The organism is Seohaeicola sp. (genome assembly GCF_048006315.1).
GTDB lineage: Bacteria > Pseudomonadota > Alphaproteobacteria > Rhodobacterales > Rhodobacteraceae > Seohaeicola.
On the sequence record NZ_CP180350.1, the window covers coordinates 2,862,097 to 2,883,957 of the forward strand.

The window sequence follows — 21,861 nt, forward strand, 5'->3', positions numbered from 1 at the left end:
CCTTGACCTTCCCATGATGGGAAGCCTTATCTGTCTCTGCGACATGAAACAGAATCAGTGAGACAGTCGCCATGAACAAACCTTTCTCTCAGTCAAATTACTACACGCTTTCGCTTCCCGTCGAGGGAATGACCTGCGCCTCCTGCGTGGGGAGGGTCGAGCGTGCACTGGCTAACGTGCCCGGTGTTTCATCTGCGAATGTGAACCTTGCCACGGAGAAGGTCGAAGTGTCGTCCTATGCGCCGTTGGATAAGTCGGCTCTTGCAGCTGCGATCGAAAAGGCCGGCTATACGGTGCCCGCCCAGACGGTTGATATCGCCATCGAAGGAATGACCTGCGCCTCCTGTGTCGCACGGGTAGAGCGCGCATTGGAAGCGGTGCCGGGTGTGACCTCTGCAATGGTCAACCTTGCGACCGAACGGGCGACAGTGACCGGCTCGGCGGATGCGGCGGCACTGGTGCAGGCCATCGAGAAGACGGGCTATGATGCCCGTCTGGTCGAAAACACAGGTGCCGAAGATGACGCCCTGGCTTCCCGCAAAGAGGCCGAAGAAGCATTGCTGCGCCGCGATCTGACAGTGGCCGCGGTGCTGACCTTGCCGGTTTTCGCGCTGGAAATGGGATCGCATCTGTTCGCGCCCGTGCATCACTTGATCATGTCCACCATCGGAATGCAGACCAGTTGGGTGGTGCAATTCATCCTGACGACGCTGGTGCTGGCGGGGCCGGGGCGGCGGTTCTACCGCAAAGGTTATCCAGCCCTGCTTCGGGCCGCGCCCGATATGAACAGCCTTGTCGCGGTTGGCACCACGGCGGCCTACGCCTATTCGCTGGTCGCGACTTTCCTGCCTGGCCTGCTGCCCGCCAATACCGTCAACGTCTATTATGAGGCGGCGGCGGTGATCGTGACGCTAATCCTACTGGGCCGGTATCTTGAGGCGCGGGCAAAGGGCCGCACATCGCAGGCGATCAGTCGGTTAGTCGGATTGCAGCCGCGCATGGCGCAAGTGCATCGCGGCGATACCGTGGTCGAGGTGGCGATTTCCGAGGTGCGCGCGGGCGATGTTCTGGACTTGCGCCCCGGTGCGCGCGTTCCCGTGGATGGCGAGGTGATCTCGGGCCACAGCTGGATCGACGAGAGCATGATCACGGGCGAGCCTGCGCCGGTAGCTAAGTCAGCAGGCGCGCTGGTGACAGGTGGCACGGTCAACCAGAACGGCGCGCTGACCTTTCGCGCTACAGCGGTGGGCGAGGCCACGATGCTGGCGCAGATCATCCGCATGGTGGAGGCAGCACAGAGTGGCAAACTGCCCATTCAGGCGCTGGTGGACAAGATCACGCTGTGGTTCGTGCCCGTGGTGATGGGGCTTGCTGTTCTGACCTTTGCGATCTGGCTGATTTTCGGGCCGGACCCCGCACTGACCTTCGGTCTGGTCAATGCGGTGGCGGTGCTGATCATCGCCTGCCCCTGTGCCATGGGCCTGGCCACGCCCACATCCATCATGGTGGGCACCGGGCGCGGGGCCGAACTTGGCGTTCTGTTCCGAAAGGGCGAGGCGTTGCAAGCCCTGCAAGGCGTTCGGGTGGTGGCGCTGGACAAGACTGGCACTCTGACGGCCGGCAAGCCTACGCTGACCGATTTGATCGTGGCACCTGGTTTTGACCGCGCAGGGGTTCTGGCATCGGTGGCGGCGGTTGAGGCGCGCTCCGAGCATCCCATCGCCGAGGCCATCGTGACCGCAGCGCAAGACGACGGGCTGACGTTGCCCGATGCGATAGACTTCGCCTCGGAAACCGGGTTTGGCGTTTCGGCCAAGGCGGCTGGTCAATCGGTGCACATCGGGGCGGATCGGTATATGCGAAAGTTCGGTCTGGATGTCGCTATCTTTGCTGAAGTCGCCGCGCGCATGGGGCAGGAAGGCAAGTCGCCGCTCTATGCCGCCATCGACAGCAAACTGGCTGCCATTCTTGCGGTGGCCGACCCGATCAAGCCCAGCACCCCTGCCGCGATCCGCGCGCTGCATGATCTGGGCCTCAATGTCGCGATGATCACCGGCGACAATGCTGGCACTGCGCAGGCGATTGCCCGCCAGCTTGGCATCGACGCGGTAGTGGCCGAGGTGCTACCGGGTGGTAAGGTCAAGGCTATCCAGTCGTTGCGCGTAAATCACGGTCCACTGGCCTTCGTTGGGGACGGGATCAACGACGCCCCCGCACTGGCCGAGGCGGATGTCGGCATCGCCATCGGAACCGGCACCGACATCGCGATCGAGGCTGCGGATGTGGTGCTGATCTCGGGCCGTTTGACAGGCGTGCCTGAAGCCATCGGACTGAGCCGAGCCACGATGGGCAATATCAAGCAGAACCTGTTCTGGGCCTTTGTCTATAACGCGGCGTTGATTCCGTTGGCGGCGGGTACGCTATATCCGGCCTTCGGCATCCTTCTGTCGCCGATATTCGCGGCCGGCGCCATGACCATGTCCAGCGTTTTCGTGCTCGGCAATGCCCTGCGCCTACGCCGCTTTCAACCCACAGCCGTAGAGGGAGAGACCGCATGAACATCGGAGAGGCTGCCAAGGCATCGGGTGTCTCGGCCAAGATGATACGTTATTACGAACAGATCGGTCTGATCCCGCCAGCCGGGCGCACCAGGGCGGGTTACCGGGTTTATACCGACAGGGACGTGCAAATGCTGCGCTTCATCCGCCGCGCCCGGGATCTCGGCTTTCAGGTTGAGGCGATCTCCGAGCTGCTGGAGCTCTGGCGTGACCGCAGCCGCCATAGCGCCGATGTGAAACGTCTGGCACAAGATCAGATCGCCGGTCTGCAGCGCCGGATCTCCGAGATGGAAAGTATGGTCGCCACCCTCAATCATCTGGCGAAGGGCTGTTCCGGCGATGACCGCCCGGATTGCCCTATCCTGGACGATCTGGAGGGCGATACCTCTCTTGTCGTCCCAGCGTGTCATTCAGGCGTGGGCTTTAACAGATGAGTGTGACCAATCGTTGTTCACCATCCTGCTCGGCAATCAGGCTTCACTTATGAAGCGCCTTACACGGTCATATCGCGCCGCCCCATCTCAGATCGCTTCAATGGCCTTCGCCAGAAGCTCCCGGACCTCATCAGCGACGGTCGTCAGGGCAGTGTTCTCGATGGCCTGCATCGAGGCCACAGGGTCGACAGCACTCACTTCGACCCCACCCTCAACTTCGCGCAGGATTACATTGCAGGGCAGCATCGCACCCACCCGGGGCTCGATCTCGATGGCCTGATAGGCCATCTGCGGGTTGCAGGCCCCAAGGATGCGGTAAGCGGGCATATCGACATCCAGTTTCGCCTTCATGGTCTTTTGCACGTCGATTTCGGTCAACACACCAAAACCATTGGTGGACAGAGCCTTGCGTGTTCGGTTGTCAACGTCGTCAAATTTCGCTCCGCTCAATAAGCGCGTTATCGTGTAGGTCATGCCAAAATCTCCCTTGGGTTTACTTGCCGAGATACTTGATCAGGGCTGCAATTATGGCCCAGACAAAAGTGAGGGATCCAATTATCCAGATCCAGTCAAAGCCAATTCCTTGGCCATTGATCATTGCTGCGGTCCTTTGTTGCTGTGCTGAGCCCTTACTCATAGAAACGACCGACCTTGCGAAAAGGTTCCTTGTTCAGGCTCCGCGTTGTTGGAGCTGGGTAATGCGGCAATGCCATTCCCCGACCTTGCACACTCCGAGAAAAGCGTTCCGCTACCTCTGCATTCACCCATTGCGACAGCTCGACGGAACAGAGGCATCAGTTAATACCGTTCTCGCGCTGTAGCGCGCGAACATAGGCTACGATGTTGGTAACATCAGCGCGCGTTACACCCTGGACGGAGGGCATGTCGCCAAAGCGCCAGTGATGTGCCCGTACGCCGTTTTGTGCGGCCAGCAGAAAAGACGCATCGCCGTGATGGCTGGGTTCATAGATCTTGTGGACAAGCGGCGGTGCGATATCCTGCCTGCCCTGCGCGTTGGTCCCATGGCAACTGGCACAGGCCGCATCAAAGGCGCGCTGGCCCATCTGCTCCTGTTCGCTGAAGCGGGCGGGGATAAGCACGGCGACCATCGCATCCCCTGCAAGCGGGGTGTCAGTCGTTGGGGTGTCAGTCGTTGGGTTGTCGGCGGGCTGCATCAGAAGGAATGCCCCGGCGGCCACGGCCAGAAGGGCAATCCCGAAGAGGGTGCGTTTCATTCAATGTCCTTCATGCCTTGGGCGCGCATCTGACCGTTCAGCGGGTCAGATGCGGCCATGTCGGATCATGCGCTTACTTCAGCGCGGTGACCTTCAGCTTGCCTTCGACGCGGTCGGCGGTGAATTCGATCTCGTCGCCCTCGGCCATTTGGCCGATCACGTCGTCATCGGCGCGGAACACCATCGTCATTGCGGGCATGTCGAGGTTGACCAGTTCTTCATGGATGATCGTGACCTTTCCGGCCTCGGCATCGACTTTCTTGACAACTCCTTTGGTGAAGGTTTCGGCAAGGGCCAGCGTGCCGGTCAGGGCCAGCGCGAGGGCGGTCATAGTGAGTGTCTTGAGGGTGTTCATGGTGATGTCCTTTCGGTGAGGGGATCAGTTGACGGTGATCGGGCCGTGCATCCCGGCGTCGTAATGGCCGGGGATCAGGCAGGCGAATTCGAAGGTGCCCTTGTTGGCGAAGGTCCAGAGGATCTCGCCCGTAGCACCGGGTTCAAGGCGCACGGCGTTCGGATCGTCGTGTTCCATCTCGGGGAATTTCTCCATAAGCGCCTTGTGCTCGATGTTCTTGTCGGGGGAATCCATCACGAACTCATGGTCAAGTTCGCCTGCATTGATCACGACGATGCGCACGGTTTCGCCCGCAGTGAAGTCCAATTGCGCAGGCTCGAACACCATGGCGCCGTCTTCGGACTCGCTCATCGTGACTTCGATGGTGCGATCCGCGTTACCGTCGGCGGGTGTGCCGATGGCCATCATGTCATGACCGTGTCCGCCTGCATGGGTGCCGGCAGCAAACGCGGCGCTGCCCAGCGTGATGGCAATGGTTGTGCTGAGAAGAAGTGTTTTCATCTTTGGGGTCCTTTTGGGTGTGATATTTGAAGGTATCGCGGTCAGCCCTTGTCGCCGGGTCTTGGGGTCAGGCGGGTCTTCGCGTCATTCACGCGGCTGAACTCTGGTAGCTCGCCCGTCCATTCATAGGCCTGCTCGCCGGGCGGGTTTTCATACCAGCCGGGGTCGCTGTAATCGTCGGGCGCGATCCCCTCGCGCACCTTCACGACCGAGAACATGCCGCCCATTTCAATCGGGCCATGCGGTCCCCAGCCGGTCATCATCGGCACGGTGTTGTCGGGCAGCTCCATCTCCATCTTGCCCATATCCGCCATGCCAGCCGTGCCCATCGGCATGTATTCGGGCTGGAAGCTGCGGATTTTACGCGTGAGGTCGGCCTTGTTCACGCCGATGAAGGTGGGAACGTCATGGCCCATTGCGTTCATCGTGTGATGCGACTTGTGGCAATGGATCGCCCAGTCGCCCAGGTGATCGGCCGTGAACTCGTAAGCGCGCATCGCGCCCACCGGAATGTCGATGGAGACTTCGGGCCATTGCGCGCTTTCGGGCACCCAGCCGCCATCGGTGCAGGTGACCTTGAAGTCATAGCCATGCATGTGGATCGGATGGTTCGTCATCGTGAGGTTACCCACGCGTACGCGCACGCGGTCGCCCTTGTTGACGACCAGCGGGTCGATATCCGGGAAAATCCGGCTGTTCCATGTCCAGAGGTTGAAATCGGCCATTGTCATGATCCGCGGCACATAGGTGCCGGGGTCGATGTCGAAGGCGTTCAGCATGATCAGGAAATCGCGGTCCACGGGGCGGAAGGTCGGGTCCTTGGGATGCACGATGAACATGCCCATCATCCCCATCGCCATCTGCACCATCTCATCGGCATGGGGGTGATACATGAAGGTGCCGGATTTGATCAGGTCGAATTCGTAGACATAGGTTTTGCCCGGCGGGATCGCCGGATGGCTGAGGCCGCCGACCCCGTCCATGCCCGAGGGCAGGATCAGCCCGTGCCAGTGGATCGTCGTGTGTTCGGGTAGCTTGTTGGTCACGAAGATGCGGACGCGGTCGCCCTCGACCGCCTCGATCGTCGGGCCGGTGGATTGGCCGTTATAGCCCCACAGATGCGCGACCATGCCTTCGGCCAGTTCGCGTTCGACCGGCTCGGCGACAAGGTGGAATTCCTTGACGCCGTTGTTCATCCGGTGCGGCAGTGTCCAGCCGTTCAGCGTGACCACGGGCGTGTAATCCGGCCCCGAGGTGGGGCGCGGCGTGATCTGGGTTGCGGCACTGTCCATGACGGCAGCTTCGGGCAGGCCCATATTGGCGGTCTGTCCCCATGATCGGGAGGAGACAAGGGCCGCACCTGCGGCACCCGCCCCCAGCAATTGACGTCTGTTCAACATCTTATCCATCCTTTCAATGATCGGCATCGCCAGCAGAGGCGAGGGCGGCGTTTGCGGAAGAAGCAGAGGCACCCGAGCCGCCGCCGTAGATCGCGGCGGTCAGATCGGCCTCGGCCAGATAGAAGTCGCGCTTGGCATTGGCGGCCTGCAACTCGGCCCCCAGCCTGTCGCGGGCGGCGCTGATCAACTCGAAAGTGCTGGTGATCATCCCGTTATAGGAGAGCAGCCCTTCTTCCTCGACCGTGGCCCGGAGCGGGACCAGAACATCGCGGTAATGCTGCGCGATGCGATGCGTGGCGCGGTAGCCGGCTTCGGCAGCGCGCGCCTCGGAGCGGATGTTCACGGCCTTCTGGGCCAGAACATTGGCGGCTTGCAGATAGGACAGTTCCACCTTGCGCATCCGCGCCTTTCCGGTGTCGAAGATCGGGATCGCGAATTCCAGTTCAAGCTGGGGGCTGGCCTCGGTGCGCCTGCGGCCATCCTCGATCTCGCGCTCGGCCTCGATCCCGCTGATCAGTTCCAGATCAGTGACCAGTCGGGTCCGGTCGGTCAGTCCAAAGGCCGCCGCCTGCGCCTCGAGACCCAGCTTGGCAACGCGCAGATCGACGCGGTTGTTTAGGGCCCGCAACTCGACCCCCGCAACAGACCCGACGCTGCGCGGAAGGGCTGGCAGGGCATCGGGCACGAAATAATCTACGTCATCGCCCCAGAGGCCCATCAGCCGGGTCAATTCTTCCTTCGCGCGGGTGGCGTTCAGACGGGCCTGAGCCACTTGCCCGGCCAGTTCCGCGTTGAAGGCAAATTCGCGCGCCTGTCCCGCCTTGTTCAGGGCGCCCGTTTCACCCAGGCGTTGCGCAAGTTCCGCGCCTGCATCCGAGGTGACTTTGGCCCGTTGCAGATAGCTGACGGTTTCAAAGGCCGCGACAGCGTTAATCCATGCTGCACGGGTCTGGTTGGCCAGTGCCAGCGTGTCATCAACGGCCCGCGCCTGTGCTGCGCGGAAGTTCACATCCGCCAGCTCCATGCGTTGCTGACGGGTTTGTGCCGCCAGCAGGTTAGACGCGATCATGCCCTCGATCGCGCGGTAAGCCCCCAGTTCGGCGGCACCGATCCCCAGCACGCCGATCGACACGACCGGATTGACGGGCGTAGCCTCTTGCCATGCCGTCGCGGCTGAGAGGCCGATTTCGGCATAGGATGCCTGCAAGCCCTTGTTGTTCAGAAGTGCGACCTGCACCGCCGTGTCGGCGGAAATAGTCTTGCCATGCACAAGGGCGCGCACTTCGCGCTGGATCGCCTCGTTCTCGGCCTGTGTCTGGGCAAAGGCCGTGCGTTTGCCGATGGCTGCGGATGTTTGGTCGGACACCGCGGCAAATCCGGCATTTGGGGCAGTGTAGAGGTCGGGCACCGCGCTGGCGCAAGCAGCCAGCAACAGCGGCAGGCCGATCATAGCGGGAAGGGTTTTGCCGCGCATCAGTTGCCCTCCGATTGTTCATCATTGACTTCGCGCCAGTCGCGTGGCCCGGACGGGCTGCGGTCGGTGTAGCCTACGAAAGGGTCGCGGTAGGTGACGGGAGAGGTGCGTGACGCATTGGTCACGCGTTGCTGACTGGCAATGTCGGGCAAGGGTGTGACCGCTTGCGCGCATGCCGCCAATGCAAGGGCGCTTGCCCCCGCAAAAAGGTAGGATTTCATCTGGATACCCTGATTGTTCGGTGTCCATGCAAGGGATGGACACGTATCACTATGTTGATCCCGCTTGCGGGACCGCGATCAGATCAGGTGTTTGGGTGGTCGCCGATGCTCAAGCGGATCGAAGGGCGAAAAGCTGGAAAGCCAGGTCGCCTCGTGATCTGCCTCATGGATCTCGGGAAGGCCCGCGGCGGCTTGCGCAAGGACCGCTGCCATGCAGATCCCCTGACAGCAGTTCGGTGTGTCTGCGGTCGTATCGCTTGAATACGCGGTCTTGTGACCCTGAGCCTCTCCCATGTCGTGATGGGCGTGCGCACCATGTCCACCATGATGCCCACTCTCGGCGTCCTGCGCCATGGCAGGGGCATGTGCTGAAGAATGGGCATGTGCGGATGATGGCGGGTAAAGGATCAAGGACACAAGCAAGGTGACGCAAAAAAGCGCCTTGACCAGCCCGGAAGTGATTGCCCTTGTTGCCATCCCCTCTGAATGTCCTTTCATCCACAAGCTGTCAATGATCGACCGAAGGGCCCTGCTTACTTTTTCGTGAAACGCGCGGATCGCCGCTCTTGCAGGTCAGTGTCGTCCAGAGGTGCCCCGGACAGGCGTCAGAGCTGCGACGCCCAGCGGGGATGGTTGTCATCCACGACGAAAGAATGCGCGTGATCCCGATGACCCTTCAGGTGCGGGTGGTCGAGGGGCAGGTTGTCGTGATGATGGGCCAAAACCTCAGGATCACTCTGCGGCCAGAGGCGCAGTGCGATCACCAGACCGGCAAGCGCCACCGTCGCGAGCACGACAAGCGCCGTGATCACACCGAACCGGGTCATCAGCCAGCCCGACAGCGGGTAGGTCAGCAGCCAGCAGGCATGGCTGAGGGCGAATTGCGCTGCAAAGAGCGCGGGGCGATCCTCAGCATGGGCGGAGCGGCGCAGCAAGCGGCCCGATGGCGTCAGCACTGACGCATAGCCAAGACCCACCAGCAGCCAGGCGCCCAGTAGCACCGGCCAGACAAGGCCGAAGGTTGAGACCTCGACCGCCAGCCCCAGCAACGTTGCCACCATCAGTGCGGCCCCTGCGACCATGACAGGGCGGTCAGGGGCCCGATCCAGCAGCCTTGGCAACAGGATGGCCGCGATCATCGACCCGGCTCCGAAAGCGAACATCGTCCAGGCCAGTGCGCTGTCGGACAGCCCCAGCGCCCCGCGCACCAGCACCACCGAATTGACCAGCACCATCGCCCCCGCCGCAGCCGCTGCAAGGTTTAGCGCCAGCAGCCCGCGCAGGCGCGGCGTGGCGAGATAGATGCGCATCCCGCGCGTGGTGCGGTCATAGATGCCACGCGGCGCGACAGGTTCGGGGCTTGGCAACAGCACCGTGACCACCAGCGCCGCCGAGGCGACAAACCCGACCACCGTGCCGAGGAACAGGGCGTTGTAACTCATCACCGCCAGCAGCAAGGCGGCCAGCGTCGGGCTTGCGATATTCTCCAGATCATAGGCCAGGCGCGACAACGACAGCGCGCGGGTATAGCGTGCCTCGTCCGGCAGGACATCGGGGATCGTTGCCTGAAAAGTCGGCGTGAACCCGGCAGAGGCGGATTGCAGCAGGAAGATCAGGACATAGACCTGCCAGACCTCGGTTACGAAGGGCAAACACAGCGCCACCCCCGCGCGCACCAGATCCAGCGCCACCAGAAAGGCGCGCCTGTTCACACGGTCGGCAAAGGCCCCGGCGATAGGCGCGATGCCGACATAGGCCACCATCTTGATGAAGAACACCGTGCCCAGCACCATGGCCGCGTTGTCGCCCGCCAGATCATAGGCCAGAAGGCCAAGCGCCACCGTGGCCAGCCCCGTGCCCAACAGCGCCACGACCTGCGCCAGAAACAGGTGGCGATAGGTGCGATCTCTCAGAATGTCGAGCATGGGGGTGCCTACAGGTATCGCGCGATGGTTTTCAATTCGGCGCGATCTTCGGCCGAATGCTCGGTGTCCAGGCAATGATCCATGTGATCATGGATCAGCGCACGCTTGGCATTGACCACGGCCTTTTCAACCGCGTGAAGTTGTTGTGCAATCTCAAGGCAGGGTTTGCCCGCCTCGATCATCTCGATCACCGCGCGCAGGTGGCCGTCGGCACGTTTCAGCCGGGCGATCAGGGCGAGGTGGGTTGCGTGGATATGGGGTTTTGTCATAGACAGATGGTATCCCCCCCGAGGGGATAGAACAAGACGGCGCAAGACAGGTGCCGCACTGGATGGGCAGGTAAGAAGCGAAATGCAAAGGCGGCGGTTCCTTGGACGGCAGATGCTGGCGGCGGTGATCTGCCTGTCAGTGGCTGTCTGGTCCGTCCTGCCCACGGCCAGCCATGTGCCGAAGGTCCTTGAGACATTGCACGAACACGCCGAGATGATCGCCTCGCATGGCCATTCGCACGGACTGGCCGAGGATCTGTCATGGGCGCTGCACGGGCACAGCCATGATGCGATGGACCACGATCACAACCAGGCATTTCTGACAGCGTCCCACGACGATAGGGCAATGGATCACGGGGCAGACAGGTGGCGGTTTCATCCTGCGCCTAACAGGCCATCCCGCGTTTTCCGGATCGACCGACCTCCGCGTGCCTGATCGCGGCTGCGACCCGCAGCATTCCCGATCAAGCATCACTCAAGAACGGAGAACCATCCATGACCTCGACTTCACGGGGCCTCAGCGCACCGGCGTCACGCCGGGCGGTCACGCTGACCCTATTCACCCTCGCGGGCCTGATCCTGAGCGCCGCGCAGGCCATGGCCCATAACATCACCCCAGGTGACGCGGGCTATATCCAGGAAATCTGGGGGGTGCATATCATCCCCTTCATCTACCTTGGCGCCAAGCACATGGTGACGGGATACGACCACATCCTGTTCCTGCTGGGCGTTGTCTTCTTCCTTTACCGGATGAAGGACGTCGCCATCTATGTCAGCATTTTCGCTGTGGGCCATTCGGCCACGATGCTGCTGGGCGTGTGGTATGGCTGGGGCATCAACGCCTATATCATCGACGCAATCATCGGCCTGTCGGTGGTCTACAAGGCGCTCGACAACCTTGGGGCCTATCAGAAATGGTTCGGGGTCCAGCCTGATACCAAGGCCGCCACGCTGGTCTTCGGCCTGTTCCACGGCACGGGTCTGGCCACCAAGATCCTTGAATACCAGATCGCCGAGGATGGGTTGCTCGCCAACCTTCTGGCCTTCAACGTGGGCGTCGAAATTGGCCAGTTGCTTGCCCTTGCGGTCATCCTGATCGTGATGGGCTACTGGCGGCGCAACCCGAAGTTCATGCGGCAGGCGACTGTCGCCAACATCATCATGATCGTCCTTGGCGTGATCCTGACCGGCCAGCAGATCGCCGGTTACATCGCGTCCACCTGACAGAACGGAGAATACCATGAACAACGCACCCAAACCCCGCCTTGAGGACCTGCCCAGCAAGGCGCAGCTGTTCCGCTCCTCCATCGCGGCCGCCATCGGCGCGGCGGTGATCCTTGTCACCGTCTATCTGCCGGCCGAACACGCCATTGATCCGACCGGCCTGGGCCGCGTGATCGGCCTGACCGAAATGGGCGAGATCAAACGCGAACTGGCCGAAGAAGCCGCGCGCGATGCGGAAACCCACGGCGATCAATCCTCCAGCGTGATCGACGCCCTCTTCGGCACCTTCATCGGCTCGGCACATGCGCAGGAGGCGTGGCGGGACGAAGTGACCTTCACCCTCGCGCCCGGCGCCACGGCGGAGATCAAGCTGGTGATGGACGCTGGCATGACCGCCACCTACGCCTGGACAGCAACAGGCGGGCGGATCAACTTTGACCTGCACGCCCATGGTGACGGCCAGTCCATCGACTACGCCCGTGGTCGCGGCGAGACCGGCGGAGAGGGCGGCATCGAGGCCCCATTCACCGGCGAGCACGGCTGGTTCTGGCGCAACCGCGACAGCAGCGAAATCACCGTGACCCTGCAACTGCGCGGTGATTATACCGAACTGAAACAGACCTACTGAAGTTAAAGCAGCCATTCGTGCATCATGCAGCGAATGGCTGCTATCCGCCGATGCTGTTGAAAAAGTCTCTGTTGCAGCGCGGCAAGTCCTTTGATTCACTCAATTATGAGGGGATTGGAGGATTTCGTCATGATGGGCACCCAAACGGCACCGGCACAGTTGTTTTATGACTTCGATCTGGAGCGTCATGTTCCTTCCGGTCATATGCTTCGCGAGATCGACCGGTTCCTCGACGTGGATGGGATGCCGGAGGCTCTTCGCCCCTTCTACAGTCACCTCGGGCGTCCTTCGATCGATCCAGAGCTGATCATCCGGATGCTGGTCATCGGTTACGTCATGGGCATCCGGTCGGAACGTCGCCTCTGCGACGAGGTCCATCTGAACCTCGCCTATCGCTGGTTCTGTCGGCTGGGCTTGGAGGGGAAGGTCCCGGATCACTCGACCTTCTCACGCTATCGCCATGGCAAGTTTCGGGAAAGCAATCTGCTGCGGCAGGTCTTCGAGGCCACGGTCGAGCGTTGCCTGAGGGAGGATCTTGTCTCGGGCGAGGGTTTCGCTGTCGATGCAAGCCTGATCTCCGCTGACGCCAACAAGGTCCGGTCTATTGCGGCCGAAGACTGGAGCCCGGAGGTCGCGCGTGAGGCCGGGACCCGGGCGGCGCGGGAATATCTGGAAACACTCGATGATGCCGCATTTGGAGCGGCCTCGCCGGTTCAGCCAAAGTTTATAGCCAAATCTGATCCGGCAGCCCAATGGACGCGGGCCGAAGAAAGCCGCCCCTATTTTGCCTATGCCACCAACTACCTGATCGACACCAAGAGCTCGGTCATCATGGATGTTGAGGCGACACGGGCAATCCGGCAGGCTGAGGTGGGTGCTTCCCGCACCATGCTTGATCGCACGGAGATGCGCTTCGGCATCAGACCAGACTGGATAGCTGCGGATACGGCTTACGGCAATGCCGAGAACCTCGGGTGGTTGGTCAAAGAGCGTGGGATCATTCCATTCATTCCCGTCATCGATAAATCCAAGCGTATTGACGGGACCTGGTCCAGATCCGACTTCGAATGGGACGAGGCGAACGATCAATACATCTGCCCCGAGGGACACGCCCTCAAGCAATATCGCCGGAACTACTCCGATCCGAACCGGGGTCAGGACACCGGCGGGCGGAAGAAATATCGTGCCTTGAAGGCGACATGTCAGGCCTGTCCATCCAAGGAAATCTGCTGCCCGAAAGCGGAGGCCCGATACGTCACCCGTGAACCCCACGAGGAAGCACGCGAGTTCGCCCGCGAATGCCGCAAGACCAAGGCTTACAAGGTATCCCGAGACAAGCGTAAGAAGGTGGAGATGCTCTTCGCCCACTTGAAGCGCATCCTCGGCCTGAACCGGCTACGCCTGCGCGGCCCCAATGGTGCCAAGGACGAATTCCTCCTCGCCGCCATCGCCCAGAACCTGCGAAAACTCGCGAAGCTGCGGCCTCAGTGCGCCAACTCGGAGGCCACGGCATGAGCTGAGCGGCCAGATAGACGCCACAAAGCGGCGCGAAGGGCGATTGCCCGAACCAAACGGCGACACCCGAGCCTGAGGGCAGCCCAAAACGCGTTCTAAGGCCGACTTTTTCAACAAAATCCGCCCTTTATGACAAATGCTGCGCGGATCGCCGGGGTCGGCTTTGGACTCTGCGCCGTCATCTGACGGTTTTTGTCGGATCCTCTATAATCTTTCTATCTGCCATCGCCCTCCCGGTAACGGTATTGTTTTGGCTATGAAGTCCAAAGCCTAGGGTTTGTGGTCTGCCCAAAGCTCGGAAACTGCAGTTTGTGGACCTGAGACTTTGCATCCCAGCACCGGTCCTGAAGCAAGGGACGTAAGAGTTCGCACCGCCCCTTATGGCGGTTCCCATCGCCTTGTTATGCCGTTCCAGTGCCGCCCGTTTGGCCCGTGCTTTTCCCATTCGGTCAGCCGTCGCCATTCATAGAGTGAAACGATCCGGCCCGTCCAAGTGCGGGGGGTGTCGCCCATGTTGCAGGCGGTGCCATATGGGAATGCGTCAGGTGACGTCCGCGCGGGTTCGGGTTGCGGGGGTGTTGCGACAACCGCGACACTTGCGACACGGGGGCCAGTGTTTCGACCCATAGAGGCTTGCGACAATTGCGACAGTTGCGACACGGCCCCCGGAGCAGGGGTCTGTGCTTTGATTTCCGCAAGCTTGGCATGAGGGTCAAACCACATCGCCCGCCCCACTCACAAACCGCCAAGCTTCCTTACGTGCCGCCCCGCGCACCACAGTTCCGGCTTGATAGGGAACAAGCCAGCCGTGCTGTTCAAGAACGCCAATAGCTGCCCGTGCCTTTGGGCTCTCCCGCAGTGCGTTCGGTCCCATGCGCACCACATCACGGATCATGACCTCAGGATATGGCCAGTTTTCCAAAAGCCAGCGCCGCAGGCTTTCCGCCCGGTCGATTTCGGCCGATACACTTGCCGCATTCGCCAACCGTGACGCCTCGGAGAGATAGTATTGCGCCAAGGCGATTGCGTCGGCCATGTCTCCAGCCTGCACCTCTCGGGCGTGCAGGTCGCGCCAGAGGGTCAGCACGCCGGCGATGCGCGCCGCCTGTTCAGCCACTTTGGATGCGGTGCCTGAGATATGGGTCAGGTCGCCACTGGGGGCTTGCGCGGCCTCCACTGCGTCGGAGAACCCCACCAGAAGAGTCTGCGCATCGGGTGCAAGGTCAAGGATGCGCGGTTGCAGCTCGCGGGTGTCAGGGTCCATTGGCAGGGGCGTTTTCAGTATCTCGCACAGCCGGTGGTTAAAGCTTTTCAGCGTCGCGTCATCACGCCTTGCGTTGCCCTGCATCCGTGTCCCAATCGCGCTGGGTGGTTCACACATAAGGAAACGGGGCAGAAAGCCGGTGTCAGCGGCCATAGGGTCAGCAATGAAGCCGCGCGCCACGCCGGGCTGCACCATTAGGTGCACGGCAAGCCGCCGACCGTAAAGAGTCGCGTGTCCGTCACCGGATCGAGTGCGCCGGATCGGGTTGCCTTGCCAAAGATCATTCAACGCGGCCAGCGTCTTTTGCCGGTTGTCCGAGTTCATGGCGTGCCCGCCAAGGAATTGCCCACCTTCGTCGGAGAAGAGGCCAAGGCTGGGTTGCCCAGTGGCGAAAAGCTTTGTCAGCCCTTCAAAGGTCGGTTCAGTGACCGTCCGGTCAGATGAAGGCGGTGCAGTCGGTTCCGACCCGAGCGCATGCAAGTTGGCTTCCGAACCCATGCGCTTTTCACCATTGCTTCTGCGAGCTTCGGCAAGAATGCGGTCGCGTTCGCCCTTCCAGAGTGCATGTTCGTTCGTCCAGCTTTGCATCGCTTCACGTTGGGCTTGCGCGGCTTCCTTTTCATGGTCCCGAAGGGCTGCCATCAGTGGGGCGTCGCAGGCCGATTTCCGTTCGCCGCTTCGGGCCACGGTCAGGACGTAAAGCGATAGGGGGCGAAGCCCGCCCAGGGTTTGCACATCAGCGAAGCCTTGCACGGCCAGCGATGCTACGGCCAGAGCCGAAGCCGCAGGGATTGCGACAGGGGCTTGCGTCATGCCTTGCACAGCCTCCACCGCCGCGCGCAGCGGTCCGAGCGATGCCACGGGATAGGCTTCGCCAGGTGCAATCTCGCGCACCAGCGGTTGCGGTCCCTCGGATAGATAGGGGGTTTCCAAAGGTTTCGGGTGCACGTTCATGTTGACGCTGCCTTTCCTGTCAAAATGTCGTTCCAATCGCGCCCGTCGCCGGGGTCGAGAAAGGCCACGCGCCAGCCGAAGCCGTGCGCCCGTTCGGCCAGTGCGTGTGCGGCAGTGCGACCCGGTTCGTCACCATCGGGGGCAATGGTCAAACGCCCCGGCTGGGCCGGAAGCTGCAAGCCCCTGATGCCGGAGGTTGATAGCGCGGCCCACACCGTCGCAGGGCTTTGCAGAAGGTCAGAGGCAAGGCTCAGGGCGGTTTCAATGCCCTCTGCCACCACCAGCGGCCCCGACCCAACAGCAAGCCTCACAGCGCCGCCTGCGACGGTTCCTAGCATCGCCTTGGGCGGGTCCACATCGGCTTTACCAGAGCCGTCCGCGCGCAGCCATGTCCGATGCACCGCGAAACTTTGGCCGCCCTCCACCAGCGCCACTAGAGCGGGGAGCCGCCTTGCGGTCGGCCCATGCCATGCTTCGGGGTGAAAGCGTAACACCGGGGGGGGGTCGCAGGTGATACCGCGTCCGCGCAGATAGGTTTCCACCACCGTGCCTCGGATTGGTTCGGCTTCCCGCCAAAGCGTTTGCGCTTGCCTTGCCCGCTTCGCGGCTTCGGCACTCTGTTCTGCTTCACGCCGGAGAGGCTTTGCCGGGTCTCGAGACGCGAAGGTCCCGGGAGCGATGCTTGCAGCCGTCAGAATGTCACCGAAGGTGCAACCAGCGCGCTTGCAATGCGCCAGAAGCCCCGAAGCACCATCCGCAAGGGTCAAGGCATTCTGTCCCTTGCGGCGTTCCGGTTGGCAAACGGGGCAAGGCGCAGCGCCGTAGCGGCCATACCAGCGCCCGCCAAGCGCTTGGGTCAATTCGCGGGCATTTATCATGAGCATAATCCCCTCATTGGCTCGGCAGGTATTTTTGGCTTCGCTGGGATCAGCGTATGAACCTTTTGATGGCCGTCGATGCTCCGCATCCGCCGATTTGGATAGAGATCAAAAAAGATGGTAATTGATGTAGTTGAGGTCCGCGCCGTAAGCACAGAGTAGCTCCTGTGGCACAGTTCCTGCACCTGCGGTCGTTGCGCCGCATTGCGTCTGGCCACGGGCTTACTCCGCCCCAAGTCCAACTTGGCGACTGTCCAGCCACAGAGCTATGTCAGCCCTTCGCCAACCAACGGCGCGCTTTCCAAGTTTAACCGGGCGGGGAAAGGCTCCTGCCGCCATCATCGCATAAATGGTTGAACGAGAGAGCCCGGTAAGGCGCTCAATTTCTGGCCGACGATATACTTCTTTAAGCAAAACATGCCCTCATTAGCTATGGTATGCCGAATGCAAACGAGGTTTGCATTCGGCAACATGAGCGTTAAAAGAGAGCTTGGAAGGCCGCTAAACTTTCCAAACTCAGCTCCGTGGCGACCGTGCAAGTGTCGCTACGGGGCACCCAGCCTTAACGCGTTCTGCCGGGTGCCAATAGAATCTATTACAGATCGAACAATGCTCATGGTCCAGTCCCAGAGTTAGGGTTTGGACATAAAATACATGTTGAGTTTTGTTGACGTTCGAAAACCCCGGGGTTTGTATCTGGATATTATTGAGCCGAGTGCGGTTTCATCACTCCAATCAATGCTTGCAACACTCGGCTAGGCGGAAAGATTGACCACGTTGTCAGTTGCCCCCGCTTCCGCGCGTAAGAAGCCCACCCAAGCCGACATCATGGCCCGCCGCCGTTCAATCATGTCCGAACGTTGATAAGCCCTTTCCACATCGGTTCCAATGAAATGCGCCAGTGCCAGTTCCGCCATGTCGCGTGGAAAGCCTCGTTCAGCGGCCCATTGCCGGAAGGTCGAGCGCAGCCCGTGCGGTACGGCCGGGCGTTTGTTCTGTGGGTCGAGATAGCCCACGCGGCCCGCCTTTACTTCGGCTTCCTGCATCCGGCGCATGACAGCGGAAAGGGTCATGTCTGATAGTTGTCCGCCTTTCAGGGCGTGAAAGACATAGGGCGAATCCTTGCGCCGGGGCAGGGCTTTCAGAAGCGCCACCGCTTCGGGCGTCAGCGGCACGCGATGCGTGCGGCCAGCCTTCATGCGGGAAGCGGGAATGGTCCATGTCGCAGTTGTCGCAAGTGTCGCAACCCCTTCCGCCCCGAAGTCGACTTCATCCCATGTCATGCCGCGCACCTCGCCCGAGCGGGAAGCGGTCATTGTCAGAAATTCCAGAGCACGCGCCGCCATCCCGTCGCGCTGGGCCAGTTCCGCCCACCAGCGCGGCACGTCGCCCAGCGCCAAGGCGGGTTGATTGTCAGACTTCGCCACTTTCGCGGCCTTGGGCAAGAGTTCGGAAAGGTTGCCCTTCCAGCGCGCCGGGTTGTCGCCCGTCCGATGTCCCGCTACCGTCGCCCATGACAGCACATTTTCAATTCGTCCGCGTAGGCGTGACGCGGTTTCGGTCTTTGTCTGCCAAATAGGTTCCAGCACCTTAAGGACGTGTTGGACCTTGATTTCCGAAACCAGCTTCGCCCCCAGCACCGGGCGCGCGTAGGTGTCGAGCGTTGCGCGCCATTGTTTCTTGTGCTTTTCGTTTCTGAACTCACTCAGCTTTGCGGCCAAGTAATCATTCACGGCCGCGTCAAAGGTCAGACCCGTGCGGGCTTCGCGCCGTTCCTGCAACGGGTCGCCGCCGAGCATCGCCTTACCCCGGTTCTCAAGTGCTATCTGACGCGCGGTAGCAAGCGACACAGCGGGGGGGCTACCAAGCCCGAGCTCACACCGCTTGCCGCGAATGGTGATGCGCTGCACCCATTGCTTCGCGCTGTTCGGTTGCACGCGCAGGAACAAGCCTTGCCCATCAAAATACTTACCCGGTTCGGTCACGGCTTCCACAAAACGGGGTGACAGCGCCTTTTGTGGCTTTCTTATGCCTCTCGTGGTCATTCATTTGTCCCCCATCATATCCCCCACCCTGACGTGGATTTCGAGAGAATATGCCGGAACATCTGGGAATAGGGAAGCGGGATAAATTCATAAAAATATATGGTTATGGGAAGTCCGTGGATTTACTCGGAATATACAATGGCGGTTCCCCAGTCCGCCACTTACCCCCTTCAGGCCATTTTCGTTGTGTCGTTTGCGTGTCGCTTCGGGGGCTGACGGCGCCGGATCAGGCTGCAAAATCCTTGAATTTCTGCTGTGATCCGGGCCTTTGCCGATGCGCCATGGCCCGTCGGCATATTGTTGCCGCGCGGCGCTTGCAGGGGTGTGCTTGAAACAGAAAGGTCAGGCTGGCTGATGTGCCACCCTGACCTTGAAACTTGCCCGCGCAGGCTGGCCGCAGGACCATGCCTTTTGGGGCCGACCGTGATCAGGCGGCGGCCATGGCCATGTCCAGCAGCGCCTTGATCTCGCGTTTGGATGTGCCGGCCACGATGCGGCCCAGTTCCTCGCGCCCCTTCAGGGCGACAAGGGTCGAGCGGCGCGGGATTTTCAACGATTTCGACAACTCGCCTTTGCCGTATTTGTCCCAGTCGACGACGAAGAAGACGATGTTTTCCAGGTATGCCGGGTTTTCAGCCTTGAGATCGGCCAGGACCCGTTCCTGCGCGGCGCATGTCGAACACCAGCTGGCCCAGAAGTCCAGCAGGACGATCTTGCCGGCGTCCATGGCCGCTTCGGCGGCACCGGGTGTGTATTGCAGCGGCTCTGCGGCATGCAGCGCGTAAGGCGTCAGGGATGCGGCTGCGGACAGGACAAGAAAGTCACGACGTTTCATGGGGATCTCCATTTTGAGGGTCAGATGATGACGGACAGATCGATCAGCCAGGCAGGCAGGGTATCGATCAGCCAGCTTTCGATGATGTGATTGAGGCCGAACCAGATCGCTGCACCCACCACGACGAAGGTGACACCCATGACCGGTTTTGCGCGTTCGGCGATCGCCCGCAAGGCGACCTGCCTGCGGCGGATCGTGGATTGTGCACCATAGGCCAGCGTGATGATCAAGGTGGATACGCCGAATGCGAAGGCCGTCATGATTGCCCCGGCCCATCCAAGGCTTTCGCCAGTCGAGGCGAGTGCAATGGCGGCGCCAAGCGTGGGGCCGATACAGGGGCTCCAGACGGCGCCAAGTAGTGCGCCGGACAGGAACTGTCCCCAAAGGCCGCTGTCCGTCGTCTGGTCGATCTGGGCGTCGGCGCGTGCGGCAAGGCCTGCGGTCGCGGCCGAGAATTGGCCTGACAGGGCCGGAACCAGCATCACGAGGCCGAAGAACACCATCAGCAGGGCAGCGGTGCGCGCGACCGTATCGGCATCCAGCCCAAGCGCGGGACCCAGCGAGGTGATGCCCAGCCCAAGGGCCACGAAGGACAGGCTCAGCCCGCCAGCCAGGGCAAGTGGCGCTCTTTTGTCGCGATGCAGACTCGAGGCCAGTACGATCGGCAGGATCGGCAGCACGCAAGGATTGATAAGGGTCAGTATCCCGGCAAGATAGGCGAAGACAAACTCCAAGATCAGACCCTTCCGTGCATAGGGACAGGCGCCGGGAACGCAGCGCCATCGACGCATTCACATTGCGCGCCCATGATTTCGTTGTAAGCCTTTTCGGACAGATCAGGGGTTCGTTACAGCCTCACGAAGTGGTGATGTGTTTCGGGTGTCCGGGCGTTGCGTATTTTTTTCGCAAGCCGCGTAATAAACCGGCCGGGCATGCGAATTGAAAGGTGAAAATGGAAAGACAGTCAGACGATTGGGAGCAGTTGCTGGCAGCTGCGAATGCTGGTGACGGCCGTGCCTACACACGGTTTCTCCATGCTGTCTCTCCGGTTTTACGAGGGGTGATCAGGGCCAAGAGTGGTGGATTGGGCGAAGCCAGCTGCGAAGATGTGATGCAAGAGGTCCTGCTTGCCATCCACCTCAAGCGGCACACCTGGCAGGTGGGTTCACCGGTGCGGCCATGGCTCTATGCAATCACCCGTTACAAGGTGATCGACGCCTTCAGGGCGCGGGGACGCAGGATCGACCTGCCGATAGAAGATTTTGTCGACAGTCTGGCGGCCGATCCCGGCCCGGATCCGACAGAGGCGGCCGATATGGCCAAGATGATAGGGATGCTTGGAGGACGATCCGCCGAGATTGTCCGGAAGATCGGGATGGAGGGGGCGAGTTTTGCCGAAAAAGGCAAGGCCCTTGATATGACCGAAGGCGCGGTGCGGGTTGCCTTGCACCGGGCTTTGAAAAACCTGGCCGCGCTCAGGGAAAGGCATGTGAAATGAAGACCGAAGATCTGATCCGCGCGCTTGCCGCCGATACGCAAGACACCCGCCCGATGGCGGCCCGGATGTTGACGGCCTTGGTGCCGGCTTTGCTGGTTTCGCTTGCGGCGCTCTGGCTAGTGCTGGGTTTTCGCGCGGATCTGGGCAAGTCCTTGCTCATCACGGATTCGATCATGCGGTTTGTCCTGACAGGGGCCGTGGGGTTGTTGGGCGCGCGCATCGCCCTGGTATTGGCCCGGCCCGAGGGTCGGGACGAGGTGCGGCTTTGGCCTCTTGTTGCGGTGGCGATTGCTGCCTTCGCCGTGCTGGTATGGGCCTTTGTCACGACGCCGCCGGAAGGTGTTCAGATGAAGCTGGTCGGCAAGACGCTGACGACTTGCATGATCACGATTCCGCTTTTGTCCATCCTGCCGGTCACAGCGATCATGTGGGTGCTGCGCCAGGGTGCGACGACTGCGCCGATGCTGGCCGGTTTCGTGGCCGGGCTTGGCGGTGGTGGGCTGTCTGCCGCGATCTATGCGCTGCATTGCACCGAGGACAGTCCGCTTTTCTACGTGCCCTGGTACGGGTTGGCTATCGCGGGCGTCACGCTGGTCAGCACCATGATCGGGGCGCGGCTGTTGCGTTGGTAGATTGGGGCGCAGATCC

At 61.3% G+C, this 21,861-nt stretch carries 24 protein-coding genes; 8 read left to right on the plus strand and 16 right to left on the minus strand.

The window, feature by feature from the left end; translation table 11 throughout:
- Positions 1 to 71: 71 nt before the first annotated feature.
- Positions 72 to 2,558 (plus strand): heavy metal translocating P-type ATPase, encoded by a 2,487-nt coding sequence (locus tag ACMUJL_RS14335; protein ID WP_375573302.1) that lies wholly within the window; start codon positions 72 to 74, stop codon positions 2,556 to 2,558.
- Positions 2,555 to 2,992 carry a Cu(I)-responsive transcriptional regulator gene (cueR, locus tag ACMUJL_RS14340; protein ID WP_375573300.1) on the plus strand — a complete coding sequence of 146 codons (438 nt, stop codon included), beginning with the start codon at positions 2,555 to 2,557 and terminating at the stop codon, positions 2,990 to 2,992. The genes ACMUJL_RS14335 and cueR overlap by 4 nt, the downstream gene beginning before the upstream one ends.
- Before the next feature lie 87 nt (positions 2,993 to 3,079).
- On the opposite strand, the gene ACMUJL_RS14345 is transcribed toward cueR, so the two are convergent.
- The 10 genes from ACMUJL_RS14345 to ACMUJL_RS14390 all read right to left on the minus strand — a co-directional run bounded on the left by ACMUJL_RS14345 (position 3,080) and on the right by ACMUJL_RS14390 (position 10,372).
- Positions 3,080 to 3,466, minus strand: a complete 387-nt coding sequence (locus ACMUJL_RS14345) for a DUF302 domain-containing protein (RefSeq protein ID WP_375573298.1) — start codon at positions 3,464 to 3,466, stop codon at positions 3,080 to 3,082.
- Positions 3,467 to 3,786: 320 nt separating this feature from the next.
- On the minus strand, positions 3,787 to 4,227 hold the full coding sequence (locus ACMUJL_RS14350; RefSeq protein ID WP_375573296.1) for a c-type cytochrome: 441 nt from the start codon (positions 4,225 to 4,227) through the stop codon (positions 3,787 to 3,789).
- Positions 4,228 to 4,300: 73 nt separating this feature from the next.
- A complete protein-coding gene (locus ACMUJL_RS14355) occupies positions 4,301 to 4,582 on the minus strand; it encodes a copper-binding protein (protein WP_375573294.1) in 282 nt (93 codons plus the stop codon).
- A 24-nt stretch (positions 4,583 to 4,606) separates the two neighbouring features.
- On the minus strand, positions 4,607 to 5,083 hold the full coding sequence (locus ACMUJL_RS14360) for a cupredoxin domain-containing protein (RefSeq protein ID WP_375573292.1): 477 nt from the start codon (positions 5,081 to 5,083) through the stop codon (positions 4,607 to 4,609).
- 41 nt (positions 5,084 to 5,124) lie between these two features.
- On the minus strand, positions 5,125 to 6,483 hold the full coding sequence (locus ACMUJL_RS14365; RefSeq protein WP_375573290.1) for a multicopper oxidase family protein: 1,359 nt from the start codon (positions 6,481 to 6,483) through the stop codon (positions 5,125 to 5,127).
- Positions 6,484 to 6,496: 13 nt separating this feature from the next.
- Positions 6,497 to 7,957, minus strand: a complete 1,461-nt coding sequence (locus ACMUJL_RS14370; protein WP_416914319.1) for a TolC family protein — start codon at positions 7,955 to 7,957, stop codon at positions 6,497 to 6,499.
- A complete protein-coding gene (locus ACMUJL_RS14375) occupies positions 7,957 to 8,178 on the minus strand; it encodes a hypothetical protein (RefSeq protein WP_375573286.1) in 222 nt (73 codons plus the stop codon). The genes ACMUJL_RS14370 and ACMUJL_RS14375 overlap by 1 nt, the downstream gene beginning before the upstream one ends.
- 78 nt (positions 8,179 to 8,256) lie before the next feature.
- Positions 8,257 to 8,391, minus strand: coding sequence for a hypothetical protein (locus tag ACMUJL_RS14380; RefSeq protein ID WP_375573284.1), 135 nt, complete (start codon positions 8,389 to 8,391; stop codon positions 8,257 to 8,259).
- A 392-nt stretch (positions 8,392 to 8,783) separates the two neighbouring features.
- Positions 8,784 to 10,103, minus strand: a complete 1,320-nt coding sequence (locus tag ACMUJL_RS14385; RefSeq protein WP_375573281.1) for an MFS transporter — start codon at positions 10,101 to 10,103, stop codon at positions 8,784 to 8,786.
- A gap of 8 nt (positions 10,104 to 10,111) precedes the next feature.
- Positions 10,112 to 10,372: a metal-sensing transcriptional repressor gene (locus tag ACMUJL_RS14390; protein ID WP_375573279.1), complete on the minus strand. Its 261-nt coding sequence runs from the start codon at positions 10,370 to 10,372 to the stop codon at positions 10,112 to 10,114.
- Between the two features lie 112 nt (positions 10,373 to 10,484).
- Here ACMUJL_RS14390 and ACMUJL_RS14395 point away from each other — a divergent pair, with 112 nt between their 5' ends.
- The 4 genes from ACMUJL_RS14395 to ACMUJL_RS14410 all read left to right on the plus strand — a co-directional run bounded on the left by ACMUJL_RS14395 (position 10,485) and on the right by ACMUJL_RS14410 (position 13,739).
- Entirely contained in the window at positions 10,485 to 10,808 is a 324-nt protein-coding gene (locus ACMUJL_RS14395) for a hypothetical protein (RefSeq protein WP_416914320.1), read from the plus strand.
- A gap of 59 nt (positions 10,809 to 10,867) precedes the next feature.
- On the plus strand, positions 10,868 to 11,596 hold the full coding sequence (locus ACMUJL_RS14400; protein WP_375573275.1) for a HupE/UreJ family protein: 729 nt from the start codon (positions 10,868 to 10,870) through the stop codon (positions 11,594 to 11,596).
- A gap of 16 nt (positions 11,597 to 11,612) precedes the next feature.
- Positions 11,613 to 12,224, plus strand: coding sequence for a transmembrane anchor protein (locus ACMUJL_RS14405; RefSeq protein WP_375573273.1), 612 nt, complete (start codon positions 11,613 to 11,615; stop codon positions 12,222 to 12,224).
- A 129-nt stretch (positions 12,225 to 12,353) separates the two neighbouring features.
- Positions 12,354 to 13,739 carry an IS1182 family transposase gene (locus ACMUJL_RS14410; RefSeq protein ID WP_375573271.1) on the plus strand — a complete coding sequence of 462 codons (1,386 nt, stop codon included), beginning with the start codon at positions 12,354 to 12,356 and terminating at the stop codon, positions 13,737 to 13,739.
- A 712-nt stretch (positions 13,740 to 14,451) separates the two neighbouring features.
- Here ACMUJL_RS14410 and ACMUJL_RS14415 read toward each other — a convergent pair.
- From ACMUJL_RS14415 to ACMUJL_RS14440, 6 genes are all read right to left on the minus strand, one after another.
- A complete protein-coding gene (locus ACMUJL_RS14415) occupies positions 14,452 to 15,957 on the minus strand; it encodes a YfjI family protein (protein WP_375573269.1) in 1,506 nt (501 codons plus the stop codon).
- Positions 15,954 to 16,724, minus strand: a complete 771-nt coding sequence (locus ACMUJL_RS14420) for a DUF7146 domain-containing protein (RefSeq protein WP_416914321.1) — start codon at positions 16,722 to 16,724, stop codon at positions 15,954 to 15,956. Before ACMUJL_RS14420 ends, ACMUJL_RS14415 begins: the two co-directional genes overlap by 4 nt.
- A 333-nt stretch (positions 16,725 to 17,057) precedes the next feature.
- Entirely contained in the window at positions 17,058 to 17,249 is a 192-nt protein-coding gene (locus tag ACMUJL_RS14425) for a helix-turn-helix transcriptional regulator (protein WP_375573265.1), read from the minus strand.
- Positions 17,250 to 17,590: 341 nt separating this feature from the next.
- Positions 17,591 to 18,880: a tyrosine-type recombinase/integrase gene (locus ACMUJL_RS14430; protein ID WP_375573263.1), complete on the minus strand. Its 1,290-nt coding sequence runs from the start codon at positions 18,878 to 18,880 to the stop codon at positions 17,591 to 17,593.
- 427 nt (positions 18,881 to 19,307) lie between these two features.
- Positions 19,308 to 19,715 (minus strand): thioredoxin family protein, encoded by a 408-nt coding sequence (locus tag ACMUJL_RS14435; RefSeq protein ID WP_068286266.1) that lies wholly within the window; start codon positions 19,713 to 19,715, stop codon positions 19,308 to 19,310.
- Positions 19,716 to 19,735: 20 nt separating this feature from the next.
- Positions 19,736 to 20,449: a cytochrome c biogenesis CcdA family protein gene (locus ACMUJL_RS14440; protein WP_068286384.1), complete on the minus strand. Its 714-nt coding sequence runs from the start codon at positions 20,447 to 20,449 to the stop codon at positions 19,736 to 19,738.
- A gap of 218 nt (positions 20,450 to 20,667) precedes the next feature.
- Between ACMUJL_RS14440 and ACMUJL_RS14445 the strand changes: the two genes are divergently transcribed.
- Positions 20,668 to 21,213 carry a sigma factor gene (locus ACMUJL_RS14445; RefSeq protein WP_375573260.1) on the plus strand — a complete coding sequence of 182 codons (546 nt, stop codon included), beginning with the start codon at positions 20,668 to 20,670 and terminating at the stop codon, positions 21,211 to 21,213.
- Positions 21,210 to 21,845 (plus strand): NrsF family protein, encoded by a 636-nt coding sequence (locus tag ACMUJL_RS14450; protein ID WP_375573258.1) that lies wholly within the window; start codon positions 21,210 to 21,212, stop codon positions 21,843 to 21,845. The genes ACMUJL_RS14445 and ACMUJL_RS14450 overlap by 4 nt, the downstream gene beginning before the upstream one ends.
- Positions 21,846 to 21,861: the final 16 nt, after the last annotated feature.